Source organism: Claveliimonas bilis, from assembly GCF_030296775.1.
Taxonomy (GTDB): domain Bacteria; phylum Bacillota; class Clostridia; order Lachnospirales; family Lachnospiraceae; genus Claveliimonas; species Claveliimonas bilis.
Window position 1 is genome coordinate 2576843 of sequence record NZ_AP027742.1, and the last position, 15949, is coordinate 2592791.

The 15949-nt window shown below is 44.9% G+C and carries 14 protein-coding genes; 3 read left to right on the forward strand and 11 right to left on the reverse strand.

The window, feature by feature from the left end:
• The gene (locus R2J37_RS12440; protein ID WP_316265324.1) at positions 1-399 is read left to right on the forward strand and encodes a putative toxin-antitoxin system toxin component, PIN family; all 399 of its coding nucleotides are present in this window, start codon (positions 1-3) and stop codon (positions 397-399) included.
• A 104-nt stretch (positions 400-503) separates the two neighbouring features.
• On the opposite strand, the gene R2J37_RS12445 is transcribed toward R2J37_RS12440, so the two are convergent.
• The 7 genes from R2J37_RS12445 to R2J37_RS12475 all read right to left on the reverse strand — a co-directional run bounded on the left by R2J37_RS12445 (position 504) and on the right by R2J37_RS12475 (position 10218).
• Positions 504-2702: an ABC transporter permease gene (locus tag R2J37_RS12445; RefSeq protein WP_316265326.1), complete on the reverse strand. Its 2199-nt coding sequence runs from the start codon at positions 2700-2702 to the stop codon at positions 504-506.
• Between the two features lie 5 nt (positions 2703-2707).
• A complete protein-coding gene (locus R2J37_RS12450) occupies positions 2708-3388 on the reverse strand; it encodes an ABC transporter ATP-binding protein (RefSeq protein WP_316265328.1) in 681 nt (226 codons plus the stop codon).
• 64 nt (positions 3389-3452) lie between these two features.
• A complete protein-coding gene (locus R2J37_RS12455; RefSeq protein WP_316265329.1) occupies positions 3453-4640 on the reverse strand; it encodes a sensor histidine kinase in 1188 nt (395 codons plus the stop codon).
• A complete protein-coding gene (locus R2J37_RS12460; protein WP_316265331.1) occupies positions 4637-5308 on the reverse strand; it encodes a response regulator transcription factor in 672 nt (223 codons plus the stop codon). The genes R2J37_RS12455 and R2J37_RS12460 overlap by 4 nt, the downstream gene beginning before the upstream one ends.
• A 221-nt stretch (positions 5309-5529) precedes the next feature.
• Positions 5530-7251: a [FeFe] hydrogenase, group A gene (locus R2J37_RS12465; RefSeq protein ID WP_256193649.1), complete on the reverse strand. Its 1722-nt coding sequence runs from the start codon at positions 7249-7251 to the stop codon at positions 5530-5532.
• Positions 7245-9077: an NAD(P)-binding protein gene (locus R2J37_RS12470; protein WP_230105386.1), complete on the reverse strand. Its 1833-nt coding sequence runs from the start codon at positions 9075-9077 to the stop codon at positions 7245-7247. Before R2J37_RS12470 ends, R2J37_RS12465 begins: the two co-directional genes overlap by 7 nt.
• Before the next feature lie 259 nt (positions 9078-9336).
• Positions 9337-10218 (reverse strand): AraC family transcriptional regulator, encoded by an 882-nt coding sequence (locus R2J37_RS12475; protein WP_230105385.1) that lies wholly within the window; start codon positions 10216-10218, stop codon positions 9337-9339.
• Positions 10219-10332: 114 nt separating this feature from the next.
• On the opposite strand from R2J37_RS12475, the gene R2J37_RS12480 reads away from it, so the two are divergent.
• Together R2J37_RS12480 and R2J37_RS12485 are read left to right on the forward strand one after the other, a co-directional pair.
• Positions 10333-12414, forward strand: coding sequence for a TIM-barrel domain-containing protein (locus R2J37_RS12480; RefSeq protein ID WP_316265334.1), 2082 nt, complete (start codon positions 10333-10335; stop codon positions 12412-12414).
• Between the two features lie 67 nt (positions 12415-12481).
• Positions 12482-13366: an AraC family transcriptional regulator gene (locus R2J37_RS12485; RefSeq protein WP_316265335.1), complete on the forward strand. Its 885-nt coding sequence runs from the start codon at positions 12482-12484 to the stop codon at positions 13364-13366.
• Between the two features lie 17 nt (positions 13367-13383).
• On the opposite strand, the gene R2J37_RS12490 is transcribed toward R2J37_RS12485, so the two are convergent.
• The 4 genes from R2J37_RS12490 to R2J37_RS12505 all read right to left on the reverse strand — a co-directional run bounded on the left by R2J37_RS12490 (position 13384) and on the right by R2J37_RS12505 (position 15804).
• The gene (locus R2J37_RS12490; RefSeq protein ID WP_230105382.1) at positions 13384-14055 is read right to left on the reverse strand and encodes an ABC-2 transporter permease; all 672 of its coding nucleotides are present in this window, start codon (positions 14053-14055) and stop codon (positions 13384-13386) included.
• Entirely contained in the window at positions 14052-14903 is an 852-nt protein-coding gene (locus tag R2J37_RS12495; protein WP_316265337.1) for an ABC transporter ATP-binding protein, read from the reverse strand. Before R2J37_RS12495 ends, R2J37_RS12490 begins: the two co-directional genes overlap by 4 nt.
• 3 nt (positions 14904-14906) lie before the next feature.
• Positions 14907-15278 carry a GntR family transcriptional regulator gene (locus R2J37_RS12500; protein ID WP_230105380.1) on the reverse strand — a complete coding sequence of 124 codons (372 nt, stop codon included), beginning with the start codon at positions 15276-15278 and terminating at the stop codon, positions 14907-14909.
• A 172-nt stretch (positions 15279-15450) separates the two neighbouring features.
• On the reverse strand, positions 15451-15804 hold the full coding sequence (locus tag R2J37_RS12505) for a hypothetical protein (RefSeq protein ID WP_316265339.1): 354 nt from the start codon (positions 15802-15804) through the stop codon (positions 15451-15453).
• Positions 15805-15949 lie beyond the last annotated feature (145 nt).

Here is a 15949-nt window from a genome sequence, read left to right on the forward strand (position 1 = left end):
ATGCGGATATTGATAGATACAAACATTTTGTTTTCCGCATTGGTTTTTCCCCGTTCCAAACCCGCGCGGGCTTTGCTCTACATCGCAGACAATCACGAAATCGTCTTGTGCGATCGCAATATTGCGGAGCTGCGGAATATCCTCGGACGGAAAGCGCCAAAGTATCTCCCGGATGCGGAAGTGCTGCTGGCAGAGATGTCCTATGAGTTAATTCCTGCGGTAGACCACGCGGAAAAGCTGATACGCGACGCAAAAGACCAACCGATCTTAAACGCGGCCATTGTGTCGGATGTGGACATCATCGTCACCGGTGACAAAGATTTCCTTAGTCTGGACATGGAACATCCAAAGTGCATGACTGCGGCACAATTTCTTGAAAACGAGGGCATAGAGGAATAACCCCTGCACCCTATTTCCCGACATATCCTATTTTGAACGTGACAATTGCCTTCCGGATGACAGTAAAAGAATCCGTCGTCCGGAAGGCTAGTATTTGTGCGTATTTATCCCATATAATCACTTTGTAGTGCTTCTGCCAAATTGCATTTCAGAATTTTTTTGCTCCCTATATAATATGCCAGTGTAACAAAGCCAAAAATCGCCGCGATAAAAATTACGATAGGAACAATCGGAGCCACTGACAAAAACTCCATTGGGTTCAGGTAACTTGCCGTTATCATAAACCAGACAAACAATACAGTGACCGGCAACGTAATCAGAACAGGACGCCCTGCAATAACAAGAGCCTCAATTCGAAATATTTTACGCATACCTTCCGGCGTCATACCGATAGACATATACCTCGCAAACTCTCTTTTCCGTTGCCGGATAAAACCCAATGTATTGGAAAAGACATTGGCAATTCCAATCAGAGCAAGTAATGCACACACTGCCCCAATAATCAGCTTATAGCCATTTAGCATAGCGTCATTGTCTATTTTTTCCTGGACACGGTTTTCTATCTCAAGCATAAATTCATGCTCCAGGATATTTGTCAGTTCCATTTCTATCTTATTCAATTCAGTTAAGGTTCTATCTTTCGTGTCCAGTACGCGAATATATGCGTCTTGCTCTGCATTCCCAATCACTTCTTTGATCTGTTTCCACGTTGAAACCGAAAGGAACTGAACCAATACATAGTTACCGTATTCTTCTCTTAAAACCGGCGGCTCCTGTGTATAGCCCAAAACAGAGACTGTGACAGCAGTTGACGCGTCATCACAATTTTGTAAGATGATGGTGTCCTGTTCCTCAGTTAAAAACGGAACGTATTCTTTGTACCTAAAATTGCTGTTTACGCTGTCCCAGATACGGTTCAGAATCACACTCCCTGTCCCTGACGGAGAAACGCCGATCTGCTCACAGTATGCAGCAAAGCTGCTGTCATCCATAATGACAATAGGGACCTGGATAGTATAGGTGTCATCGGCAGCACTGACAGAGTTTCCGGCCAACTCCTCTATCCCTCCCAGACTTTCCACTTTCTTGCTGATGGCCTCCGTGGGAACAGAACTATAAGCCTCCGCCTTTTGATAAATCACGCTGTCTGTACCATCCAGCGCATGGATTTCATCTTCGTAAGTAAAATCCTCTATCGGAGTGTCTTTTACGGTTGCCATGACATCCCAAGCGTCCTGATATCGTTCAAAATACGTATGATTCGTGCTGATTCCTGAAAGAGTAAAGAAGCACAGCATGAGTGTAAAGCCCAGGAAGGAAAGGGTTAAGGACAACGTAGAGGTTCTTAAGGCTTTCTTCTGCGCCTTCAGCGCATTACCGGCCAATTCGCCTTCTACTCCAAACAGCCGTGCAAGGATACGAGACTTTTTCCTACGTTTTAGCTGCAACTCGTCTATATTTTTAATAGCTTCCAGCGGAGTCAGCTTGCTTAGTTTTCTGGCTGGCAGCCATGCGGAAATCAACACTGTCAGAACAGATACCAGGATTGTGATGACAAATACAAGAGGATGATAAGTAAATACCGCATCACGCCTGCCCACAATGCCATCTGCAAGGACATTTACAATCTGTATAGTTCCGAAAGTCAAGGCAATCCCGATAAAACTTCCGAGCAAAATTGGGATGGCACTAAGAACAGCCACCTCCTGCAAAAGGCAGGTACGAATTTGTCCCGGCGTTGCCCCTATACTGGAAAAAATACCAAATTGATGAACACGGGCGTTCATGGATACGGCAAAGGAGTTATGAATAATCAAAACCAAAGATACCGATACAAGCAGAAGCAGAGCCAAATAAAAGGCCAGCAATAAGGGAGGGCTGGCATCCTGTGGATCATGGATAAAATATGTTGACAACAGCGATTCATGATACGCCACGGAACTGTCAGGGACTCCCAGTTTCTGTGCAATCAAGGGCATATCCTGATATACTGTCCTCATGTTGTAAAAGCAAATATCAATTACAAGGGTTTGCCCATCCGATAATTCTTCATTGACAGCAGCGGTTTTCACATTGGCAAAGTGTTCAATGTCGAATACCGCATTTTCTTTATATGTTCCTGTAATACGACCTTGCCAGTTTCCTTCTTCCAGGACAATGGATTCTATCTCGTAATTCCAGAAATTGTAGAACAAGCCACACAGCAAAGACAGAAACAAAGCCGAAATAAACGCGGCAACAAGGACGGATAAGCTGGAGGCACGATTCTTTTTTATAAATCCGATTGAATAGTCTTTCCACATATCCTTCACCGACCTTTCTGATCGCTGATGATTTTCCCATCCTCTATGGTTATAATGCGATCTGCTTCTAAAGCAACCTTTTCGTCATGGGTAATCAACAGAATAGTCTGGTTCAGGTTGCGGTTTGACAATTTCAATAGATCAATAATTTCTTCTCCGTTTTTCCGATCAAGGTTCCCTGTTGGCTCATCAGCAAGTAAGAGGGCAGGACGATAGATCAAAGAACGGGCAATGGCCGCGCGCTGTTGCTGCCCGCCCGATAATTGGTTGGGAAGAAAATCCAGCTTATCTTCAATACCTAGCGAACGGACAATCTGGTCAAAATATTCCTGGTTGGGTTTCCGTTTATCTAACATGAGCGGCATAAGGATATTTTTTCGGACGGTAAGCGTTGGAATCAAATTATAAAACTGATAGACCAGCCCCACTTTTCTACGCCTGAAAATCGCTGCCTGTGTTCGGTTCATCTTGGATATATCTGTTCCTTCTATCACTACTTTTCCCTCTGTGGGCTTATCCACACTGCCTAAAATATGCAGCAAGGTAGATTTTCCTGAGCCAGACGCACCCACGATTGCCACAAATTCTCCTTTTTGGATGGAAATGTCAATATGATCCAGAGCCACGACCTGATTATTTCCAGCGCCATATACCTTTCGTAAATTTTCACACTTTAGTATTTCCACGTCGCTTTCTCCTTTCTGTACTGCAGTTTATCTTGCGTACAGTATAGCAAAGTAAAGTGACATTTCAGTGACTGTACAGCCTTATTTCAAAACATGCACCGCCGTTTCGTCGATTATAGGCAATAATCGTCCCGTTCTGTAACTCAAAGATAGAACGGGCAAGCGCCAGACCAATTCCGATACCATTTCCTACTGCACGCTTGCCACGATAAAAGCGATCAAAAAGATGTGGTAAGTCCTCCTCATCAAAACCTGTCCCTTCATCCCATATCCGAATTTCTGCATAAAGAGGATTACCTGAATACTCACAATAGACAATCCCGCCAGGCTGTGAATGCTCCATACAGTTTTTCATTAAATTGATGAAGGCTTCCATTGTCCATTCCAGATCACCGAAAAATTCAATACAGCCGTTTTCTAGTATCTCGATAAAAATATGACTATCTTGCAATATATCATTCAGATTTTCCGCTGCCAGATTAAGTGCTGTATAAAGATCAACTTTTTCGTGCTTTAACAGTAGCGTTCCTGCGTCAATCTTAGAAAGCATAAGCACGGATTCTTCCAGACGGTTCAGCCTATCCAACTGCCTTTCAATCCGATCGGCATATTCATTGGCTGCTTCCTTCTTCATAAGCTGTAAAGACAAGAATGCTGCGGTAATCGGTGTTTTTAGCTGGTGTGCGATATTTGCCAGGTTTTCGGCGAAGTTTTTCCTTGCAGAAACGGCTGCTTCTCTGGTCTGATAGAGCGTTGTAACGGTTTTGTATATCTCGTCCTGTAATCTGGAAAAATCGTCTTCCTGTGTCTGTATCAGGGTTTCCCCAGCCCCTATGTTGACCCGCTCCAAATACTCCGTCAAATCAACAATACGTTTTTGACTACGCCTGTGAAACAACCATGCTGCTAAGACAAATGCTCCAGAAACCATAAAAAATAACATGACAGGAAGAATAAAAGTATACGTTGGAATCCCTTTGCAAAACTCCTCTGCACGATAACCATATTTCCCCAAATAATTATTTTTTACTATCTCTTGTTCGCTCATTGAGTAATACCCTTTCAAACCAGACAACAACTGTGGCTCGGCTTCGGGGGAAGTTTCCAGAATGATTTCGCTGAATGCGGAAATATGTTGATAGGCTATCTGTCGATAGGTATGATAAAACAACGCGGTTGTGAAAATTATCCCCATCAAGAGAACCGCGACTGGAAAAAGCAGTAGGATTCCCTGTTTTCTTCTTTCATTCATTTCGTATCCTCCATGCGGTAGCCAAAGCTACGGATTGTTTTTAAACAGAGCGGATGATGCAGCTTTTCTCTTAACCGTTTCATGCTAACCGTCAGCGTATTGTCATTGACATAGTTCCCGCTGTTATCCCAGATCTGTTCCAAAAGTTGTCTCCTAGTGACAGTTTTTCCCTTGTTTTCCAAAAGCAGCTGAAGAAGCTGATATTCCAACTGGCTAACAATAACTTCTTGCTGCTGATAATAGACGGCAGCTTTTTCTTTATCCAACATCAGGTCATCGCAAAACAATTTCATTGCTTCTGCACCCTTTGCTCTGCGAAGCAGTGCCAGAATACGCGAATGAAGAACGGCAAGATCGAAAGGCTTTACCACATAATCGTCTGCACCATTCTGAAAACCGCTGACAATATCGCCGGAGTCGCCGCGAACCGTCAGATAGATAACGGGTAAATCATCCCATCTATCCCGAATCCAACGGCACAATTCGTTTCCGTGACCATCCGGCATATTCCAATCCAGCAAAATAACAGCAGGCAAATGGCTGATCAGTGCTTTTTTTATATCGGTAATAGCGCCAAAGATGGTTACCTTGCAGTTTTTCTGTTCCAGATATTCTTTTACGGATTTAGCAATGATTTCATCATCTTCCGCGTAATAAACCTCAATCACAATGATTCTTCTCCCTTCTGACGATCAGATTTTCGTCTGCCATCTAATGGTTTTTTCGCACTTTGGGGAATCAGTCAAATTCTTTCCGTGTTATATAGCCCATGATTATACCTCCAACTTTTACATTCATTATATTTTGAGCGAACGAAAGACGCAACAAAGAAAGCTGCAGCATCTATGATTTCTTAATCATTGATACTGCAGCTTTCTTCTATTTTCCTTTAATGCTCGGTATGCAAAAGCATATGCGCCTTATGCGACATCGGTTTTTCCATATATTCATCATACAATTTCTGAATATCCGGATTTTCATGTGAGAAACGTAAATCTGCATTCTTATCAAGTGCATACAGCGTCTTTCCTCTTTCAAATGCCAGCTCTTCACCATCATGGATCGGCTGTCCGCCGCCGCCGACACATCCTCCCGGACATGCCATAACTTCTACAAAGTCATACTTGACTTCTCCCTTTTCCATCTTATCCAGAAGGTTTCTCGTATTTCCAAGCCCGCTGACAACTGCAGTGCGAACTTTTATTCCGTTGATATTAAGCTCTGCTTCCATCACACCGTCATTTGCGTTAAACCCGGAGCTTCTCACTGCCTTAAATGCATCCGCCTCCGGATTTTCTCCGGTAATAATAGCGTAAGCGGTACGAAGAGCAGCCTCCATAACTCCACCGGTTGCACCGAAGATAACGCCGGCGCCAGTTCCGTCGTGCATTGGTGAATCGCTCTCAATGTCCTGAAGGGTATCCGGACTGATATGAGCAGAGCGCATCATCTTCACAAGCTCTCTTGTAGTAATAACAGTATCTACACCATGTCCTGCATATTCATTATAGAAAAGTTCTTTCTCCCGTTCTGCCTTTTTTGCCACACATGGCATAACGGAAACGGTATAAATCTCCTCCGGAGATTTTCCAATTTTTTCTGCAAAATAAGTCTTCATAACTGCCCCGAACATTTCCTGTGGAGATTTTGCCGTGGACAGATATTTTACAAGATGCGGATACTGGGATTTTGCAAATCTCACCCATCCCGGACAGCAGGATGTAAACATCGGGCGGTCTTTGAGTTCTCCGGACGTAAATCTTTGCACAAACTCGTTGGCTTCCTCCATAATGGTCAGATCAGCGGAAAACACAGTATCAAATACATAATCTACTCCCATTCTCTTCAAGGAGTCCATAATCTTTCCAATAGTTGCCTCTTCCGGTTTCAGACCGATCTGCTCGCCCCAGGATGTTCTGACAGCCGGAGCCACCTGAACCACAACGGTTTTCTTCTCATCGGCAATGGCATCCCATACTTTCTCTGTATCATCTCTTTCACGAAGCGCGCCCACCGGACAGTGCGTAATACATTGTCCGCACAAAGAACAGGGGGCATCCTCGATCTTTCCATGTCCGGCTACATTTACAGTTGTTCTGGAACCTGTCCCTTCTACATCCCACACGGAAAGTTTCTGTACTTTGTCACAGACCTGAATACATCTCATACATTTAATACATTTTGCAGAGTCTCTGATCAGCGGGAAATCCTGATTCCACGGCTGACGCTCAATCTCCTTTTCAAATGGAATATCCAAAATATTCAGATCATTTGCGATTTTCTGCAGGCTGCAGTTTCCGCTTCTTGCACAGGTCACACACTGACAGTCATGCTGCGACAGGATCAGTTCCACATTCGTTCTCCTGTCTTTACGCACTTTGGGACTGTTTGTGTGGATCACCATCCCTTCCTCTGCCACATTATTGCAGGAGGTGATCAGACGATTTTTCCCTTCCAGTTCCACCACACAAACACGACAGGCTGCAATCTCATTAATCCCTTTCAGGTAGCACAGCTTTGGGATTGGTATCCCATTTTGCCTTGCAGCTTCCATAATCGTTGTATTTTCTTTTACGGAAATCTGTTTTCCATCTATTGTCAGGTTTACCATAATCTCTCACGCCCTCCTTTGAATATTCCATAGCCGAAGTGGTCGCAGCGCAGACAGCGTCCCGCTTCCTGCTTTGCTTCCTTTTCTGTCATGCAGTTTTCCACTCCCTCGAAATCGCATACACGTTCGCATGCTTCCCTCTCTGTCAGGTTTACCCTTCCGCAAGGAGAACGGTCGGAAAGATTGGCCTCCGGGATCTCCACATCACAGGAAATCTCATGGTGATAGCCAAGGTATTCATCAATATTTGCCGCAACAACTTTTGCTGCCGCAATAGCAGTGATTACAGAAGCCGGGCCACTGGCACAGTCGCCTCCTGCAAATACACCAGGCATATTTTCAAAGGTTCCGGTACTCTTCGTACGGATCTTCCCTCTCTCTACCGGGATTCCCGCCTCCTCAAAATGCCGCGTTTCAATATTCTGCCCGATGGCTACGATCAGCACATCGCAAGGGATGTATACATCCGGCTCTCCGGTAGGACGGATACTGGCTCTTCCATCTTTGATGGCGCTTACCATCTGCGGCGTTACATAGATACCTTTTACATGATGGTTTTCATCTACATCGATTGCTGCCGGAGCTTTCAGAGTCTGCAATTCAATTCCCTCTGCCACTGCTCCTTCAATTTCCTGTGGCAGTGCTGTCATGTCTGCCACACGGCGGCGGTAAACAATGCTGACCTTCTTTGCACCAAGGCGTTTTGCAGTACGCACTGCATCCATAGATACATTTCCGCCTCCAATAACAGCAACTTCCTTGCCGGTCAGATCCATGATCATATTTTTGCCCACGTTTCTAAGGAACTGTACTGCAGAGAGAACTCCGTCAGCATCTTCTCCTTCCAGCCCCAGTTTTTTATCCGTACTTGCTCCGATCGTAATCAGCACAGCGTCATACTCTTTACGAAGCTGCTGGATTGTAATATCCTGTCCGATCTTCAGGCCGTATTTTACCTGTACGCCAGTCTTCAAAATGCAGTTGATATCATCTTCCAGTCTTTCTTTCGGCAGACGGTAATTAGGGATTCCATATCGCAGCATACCTCCAAGTTTTGGAAGCATCTCATATACAACTGCCTGATGTCCCATCAGCTGCAGGTAATAAGCGGCACTCAATCCTCCAGGTCCTCCTCCAAGAACCGCTATCTTTTTACCGGTAGACGGCGCACATTCCGGCGGATCCACCTCTCCTGCAAAGTCTGCTGCCACTCGCTTCAGTCCCCTGATATTAATGGAATCATCCACCATATTTCTCCGGCATCTCGCCTCACATGGATGTTCACAGATAAATCCGCATGTAGTAGGGAACGGATTATCCTTCCGGATCAGCCGTACGGCATCTGCATATCGTCCCTCTCCTACCAGCGCTATGTAACCCGGAACGTCCACGTGAGCCGGACATAAGGCCACACAGGGAACCGGCTGATTGTAGGTGCAGGTACAGCGTCCGTTCTGGATATGTTCAATATAGTCATCCCGGTATCCGATCAGTCCTTTATAAACCATATTGGCTGCCTCATAGCCAATGGCACAGTCTGCTGATTCCATAATGGAGAGTGCTGTCTCTTCCATATAGTCCAGCGTTTTCATTGTTGCTTTTCCGTCCAGCACATCTTTGATAAAACGATTAAGCTGGCCAAGTCCGATTCTGCACGGCACACATTTTCCGCACGTCTGTGCATGGCACAGTTCCAGAAAGGCTCTTGCCATATCTACCGGACATAAGCCCGGAGGACTGGATTCAATTCTTCTTTCCAGATCCTTGTAGAGACCTTCCATGACGATCCGCGCTCTGTTTGGAGATACAATCTCTAATCTGCTCATTTCTTTTCCTTCTTTCCTCTCAATGTTATTAGTACCCTGGGGAAGCCCTCCAGCAGCTTCCTGCCACGCCTTGCAAGCTCGAACCCTTCGGGTTCTCCCTCGCGGGCTTCGCCCTATAGAAATACAAGATGTCCAAATTGCATGCAAGCATGCATTTGTACCTCTTGTATTTCTGCACGGCTCATTGCCTATGCGCATATTATACCATTCAACTTTCCGGATGTAACCAGCTTTGCCGTAAGTAGATAATTTAACAATACTATTCGGATATATCCTGCATAGAAGCGCGATACTGTGTGGGTGTCATGTGGTAACTTTTTTTAAATACCCGGTTAAAATAAGAAATATTCTGAAATCCCGTATCCAGCGCCACATCTGTCACGCTCTGACTGCTCTCGGCTAATTTTCCGGCAGCGATCTCCATTCGATACTGGTTCAGATATTCAATGCAGGTCATATTCATATATTTTTTGAAGAAACGCATAAAATAATATTCGCTGAAATGGCATATCCCGGCAAGCTCCGATACTGTCACCTGTCTCTGATAGTTCTCTTTTATATACCGGATCACATTTTTCAGCTTTTCCAGCACTTCTTCATTCTCTGATGTGATTCTTTTATGAGGGACATATTTGTACAAGAGATAGAAAAACTGATATAAAAGCGCCTCTGACTCCAGTTCATAGCCCTCTCCCTTTCCAAGGAAACTTTTTTTCAGCTTTTCAAACACCTCTGCCAGGCCGGAGCTTTCCACCGCATCCTTTTTAATAACCGCCGGAAAGCGCACTTCTCCCGCTCTGGCAGGTCCGACGTATTTTACCCCGCATACATCCTTTCCGGTTCCTAGCATTTGAGGATGAAACACAAAACTGTCCGTTTCCAGTTCTCTGACCTGCCCTTCCGGTATACCGTGAAGCATCCCGGAAGCGAAAAACAGAAGATCTCCCTCGCCGGCATGACAGGCTTCCAGGTCAACAAGATAGGTACAGCTCCCTTTCCTGATATATGTGATTTCAAATTCCTCATGCCAGTGAACCGGCAAGGCGGAAAGTCCCGCCGGGTACAGACAGTGATAATATTCTATGGGAAAGAGGGGACTTCCATGATTTGTCTTTTCCAAATATTCTTCTTTTTGTTCCATATTTTCACCTCACAGCAGGATTGTGTTAGAATCTGTTAGAAATATGCAAGAAAATCTCATCTTGCAGTTTATATAATATTAGCATAATCAATCGTCAGCTGAAAGGAGAAAACAATGATTCGCAGATATACTTTTGGAAAACCATTTCCTACAGAGGCAGTTGTAAAGGAGCTGCCTTATGAAACTGATGCACTGCCTTTCTTTTCTATAGAGGATAATCGTCTAAGTCTTCCGCTTGAAAATGACATCCCTGTATATGGACTTGGAGAACAGGTAAGGGGCATTAATAAAAGAGGCTGGCTCTATGTCAGCAATGCTACTGATGATCCCAATCATCTGGAACACACTCATTCCCTCTACGGCGCCCACAATTTTCTTCTGATCGGCGCTTCCCACCCCTTCGGTGTGTTTATTGACTATCCCGGTACGCTTACTTTTGACATTGGATATACCCGCCGGGATCAAATGTACATCCAGCCTTCACAGTGGGATCTGGATATCTATATCATAGAATCCCCTGATGACCGCCTTGTCTCTATTGTACGCCTCTTCCGACAGCTCATCGGGAAAAGCTATATCCCGCCAAAGTGGGCTTTCGGTTACGGGCAGAGCCGCTGGGGTTATCAAAATGAAGCGGATATCCGCAAAGTTGCAAAAGGACACAGGGAAGCCGGCATTCCTCTGGATGCCATCTATATGGATATCGACTATATGGTCCGCTATGAGGATTTCACTGTATCCGAAGAGAAGTTTCCGGATCTTCCCACCCTTGTACAGGATATGAAATCCCAGGGCATACACCTTGTCCCCATTATTGATGCAGGCGTAAAGATCGAAGAGGGATACAGCGTCTACGAAGAAGGCGTGCAAAACAACTATTTCTGTAAAGAAGAGGACGGCACAGATTTCGTGGGAGCTGTCTGGCCGGGAAGAGCCCATTTCCCTGACATGCTCAACCCCAAAGCCCGCCGCTGGTTCGGACTGAAGTACAAGTATCTTCTTGATATGGGAATCGACGGCTTCTGGAATGACATGAACGAACCCGCTATTTTTTACTCTGAAAAACGTCTGCAAAAAGTATTGGATCAGGTGGCTGATTTAAAAGGCCAGAATCTTGACCTGAATAAAAATAATGAAATGCTGGGACTTGTCAATACTCTTGCCAACAACCCGGAAGACTACAGAAGCTTTTACCATGAACCGGGAAATGGTTGGGAAAAAGTCCGCCATGACAAAGTCCATAACCTGTACGGCTTCAATATGACCCGGGCTGCCGGGGAAGCTTTCGATGAGCTGGAACCGGATAAAAGAATCCTGATGTTTTCCCGTTCTTCCTATATTGGTATGCACCGGTACGGAGGAATCTGGCAGGGAGATAATCTGTCCTGGTGGTCCCATCTCCTTTTGAACATCAAAATGATGCCTTCCCTCAACATGTGCGGATTTCTCTATACCGGCGCAGATCTGGGCGGATTCGGGGCAGATACCACGGAAGATCTCCTGCTTCGCTGGCTGCAGTTCGGAATCTTCACTCCTTTGATGAGAAATCATTCCGCCATGGGAACAAGGGAACAGGAAGCTTACCAGTTCGACAATATGGAAGCACTGAAAAACACCATAAAACTGCGCTACTGCCTTCTTCCTTATCTCTACAGCGAGTATATGAAGGCAGCCCTTACAGACGACATGATGTTCCGGCCCCTGGCCTTTGACTATCCGCAGGATCCTTTTGCATCCAAGGTAGAAGACCAGCTCCTTCTGGGCGACGGACTGATGCTTTGTCCCGTATATCAGCAGAATGCTTCCGGACGTTATGTTTATCTGCCGGAAGACATGCTCCTTATTACCGCCTCCGGTCCGGATGATATCCGTTTCCGGGAAATGAGCGCCGGACATCACTATATAGAAGCTTCTCTGACAGAGGTTGTCTTCTTCCTGCGCCGGGGACATCTTCTTCCGCTTGCACCGGCCGCCGAAAGTGTAAAAGATCTGGATCCTTCTCATCTGACATTAATCGGGTATCTGAACGGTCCATGTACTTACACCCTGTACGATGATGACGGAATCAGCAAAGATTTTGACCTGGATAAGCATGCAGAGCCAATCACTGTATCCCCGGACGGATCTGTGAAGTACAGCGGCAGCAGACGCCTGACTTTTGATGCAAAAATTTTCAAGGCACTTCCTTCTTTATAAAGTTTTTTGTATAATGTCTGTAAAAGAACTTTTGCGGGCGGCGCAGACCGCCATAAGGAGGGACGTTATGCAGCTTGCACTTCGAGGTGACGGCCGGGAAATGAAATCTCACGGAGACTACGGGTTTCCGCTTCTTATCAGCCTGGAACATCTGTCTGCCTATGAGATGAGCAGTTTCGCCTGCCATTGGCATCCGGAGCTTGAATTTACTTTAATCCTGAAAGGTGAAATACTGTACCAGATCAATGACCACACGTATCGCCTCAAAGCCGGAGAAGGCGTATTCTGCAATTCCAACATGCTCCATACCGGCAGAAGAGCAGGCAGTTCGGACTGTACTTATCTGTCAGTCACTGTCAACCCGTCGCTCCTTTACGGTTATGAAGCCAGCCTTATACAGACAAAATACATTCAGCCGGTTACAAAAAACCCCCTCTTCCCATCTGTCCCCTTTACCGAAGGGGAAGCATGGGGAAAGGAGGTTCTCCTTTACATGCAGCAGATCTGGCAGCTCTATCAGGAACCAACATCTGACTATGAACTGGAGCTTTTGATCCGTCTGTACCAGATCTGGGCGCTTCTCTACCGTCATCTGGATTTCTCCCAGCAGCCCTCTTTGAATGATGCCAGGGAACTGGAGCGTCTCCGCATGATCATTACATTTATTCATGAACACTACATGGATCACATTACACTGGAGGATATCGCCTCATGCGCCAGCATGTGCAAAAGCGAGTGCTGCCGTCTGTTTAAACGAAACATGAAACAGTCGCTTTTTGACTATCTTCTTCACTACCGGATCCGTCAGAGCCTGCCTCTTTTAACTATGGGAAAAGACAGTATCACTGATATTTCCATACAGTGCGGTTTTTCCAGTCCCTCCTACTATACAAAACTGTTCCGCCGCTTTATGGACTGCACTCCAAGGGAATATATGGCTTCCCACCGATAGGATGCCGGACTGATCGTTTAAAATTCCTTTTTGCTTAAAATTCTTGTGCTGATCCCGGCAGATACGACCAGGGCAGCTACGGCAATCAGGGCGATTACAGCTGCAACCCCTGCCGTTCCCAGCTTCTGACCTGTTTCGATCAGCCGATTCAGATTCATGATATTGGCATCCAATGCCTTTGCCAGTCCATAGACCACTACGAATACTGCCATAAAAACTGCGATCAAGGCGATCCTTCCTTTTTCTGCTCCGAATTTTAGCTGAAAAGGAATCATCAGCGCAAGGAATCCGGCCAGACATGCCGCTCCGCTTCCAAATGTCACAAGCAGCATGGTCCAGTCTGCTGAAATATCCTGAACCCGGAAATAGGCTCCCTCAATAACCAGCATAATAAACATCGTCAAAATTCCCATAGACAGTCCGAAAATATATTTTTCTACTGCATAAGTGCTCCTGCGGAAAGGAAGCGTAAACAGATAGGCATTTCCGTTGTCATATTCATCGTATCCAATGGTGCTCAGTACAAAAAACGAACTGACAAAACCGACATAACAAACAACATAGGAGGCGGAGGCAGCCGCTCCTCCTGTTCCGGAAATCAACAGAAAGATCGCCACAACAAATACAGCAGCAAAAAAATTCTTCTGTCCCATCAAAAGTTTAAAATCCTTGATCAATAATCCTTTCATAACTCTTCTCCCTGAATCATCATCATAATCACGTCGTCAATTCCACTGTTCTCAATCACTGCCTTAGGGTAATTCTCGGCATAAAACTGCTTTTGATCTGTCAGAGCGCTGTATCCGAAATTTTCTTTCTTTACCCGGAGAATATATTGTTTATCCATCTGGGCAAACTCCTTGTGATCCACCTTTAAAACAGCATACCTGCTAAGCAGGATATCAGTATCCTCATGAAAAATAATCTTTCCGTCGCTGATCATATACAGATCGTCGCAGATTCCTTCCAGATCTGTGGAAATATGGGAACTGATGAGAATGGAACGATTTTCGTCCTCCTCCATATATTCTCTCAACATATCCAAAAGTTCATCCCTTGCCACCACGTCCAGTCCGGCTGTCGGTTCGTCAAGAAGCAAAAGGTCCGTACTGTGGGAAAGAGCGATCAAAAGCTTCAGCTTCGCTTTCATTCCGGTCGAAAACTCCTTGATCTTCTTCTTTTCCGGCAGGCGGCATTTTCTGCAGCTTTCAAGAAATTTTCCCTTGTCAAAATCCGGATAGAATCCTGACAGCATTGCCGCTGTATCTTTGACGGTCAGATAACCGCTTATACCGGAGTTAGACAGAACGACTCCTATTTTCTGTCTATCTTTCATAGTCAGGGAAGCCGCGTCTTTGCCCATAATGGTAATTTTCCCGCCGTCCGGCCGGATCAGTCCGAGAACAGCCTTAAAGGTTGTGCTCTTTCCGGCTCCATTTTGCCCTACCAGTCCGGTAATGCATCCCGGTTCTACATGCAGAGAACAGTTCAGTGTAAAGCGGTCATAATGCTTCGTAACATTTTCCAATTTCAACATAGCCTATTCCTCCAAAATGAGTGTAAATAATTCTTTTAAATCTTCATCCTTCATTCCATATCTTCTGCCTTTTTGAATGGCCAGTTCAAAATCGGCTTCTACTTCCTTTCGCTTTTCTTCCTTCATCAGTTCTGTATTAAACGCGGCAATATAGGTACCTTTTCCGTGTACAGTAACTGTGAATCCTTCCTGCTCCAGGCTGTCATATGCTTTTTTCACCGTCAGGGCGCTGATCTTCAGCTCTTTGGACAAGGTCCGGACGGAAGGAAGCGCTGTGTTTTCTGTCAGTTCTCCTTCCATGATCAAAGCTTTGATCTGCTCGACGATCTGTTCGTAAATAGGAACCATGGATGAATGGTTAATGATGATCTTCATATTCATCCTCCTTGTATAAACAGTATATAACAGTATATTAGTGTTGTCAACTGTTATACGGTGTTTATTTAAATTATTCGTACATCTCTTTGATTCTTCGGACGCAAAAAAGCAGATGCACGAAGCTTTGTTGCCTTTCTTCGTATATCTGCTTCCCATTCCATCTCTCACCTTATATTACCGACATTTGCAAACCTTTATATGGCTCCCTTTGTCTGCAAAAAATGTTCCCTCCCGTCACCTCTACTGTGATCTTTTTCTGCCAGCTTTGAGGAATATAAATAATAATTTTTTTCTTTTTCCCCTTTTCCATATAATGCTGAATAACAAGGTTATTATTAAATCCATCCTGGATTTCGATTGCAACATCTTTCTCACGGATATAACAGTCTCTTGCTTCCTGTTCTTTCATAACAAAGCTGCTGATATCCCTTGAATCCTTCCTCAATAGTTCTTTTGTAAATCTGGAAATAATATGTTCTATGATTCTGACTTTTGTGTTTGGGGCATCATATAAAGCATCCATTTATTTTCCTCCTGGTATTTTGGCGCAGATCACTGTTCCTGGAATTATATAGCAAAATATTGTTCTGATTTTTTCAAAATAAACATTCCTCCCCTGCCATTCCTAATAACCGCATTTTTCTTCATGGCCCTTCATTGCAGTAATA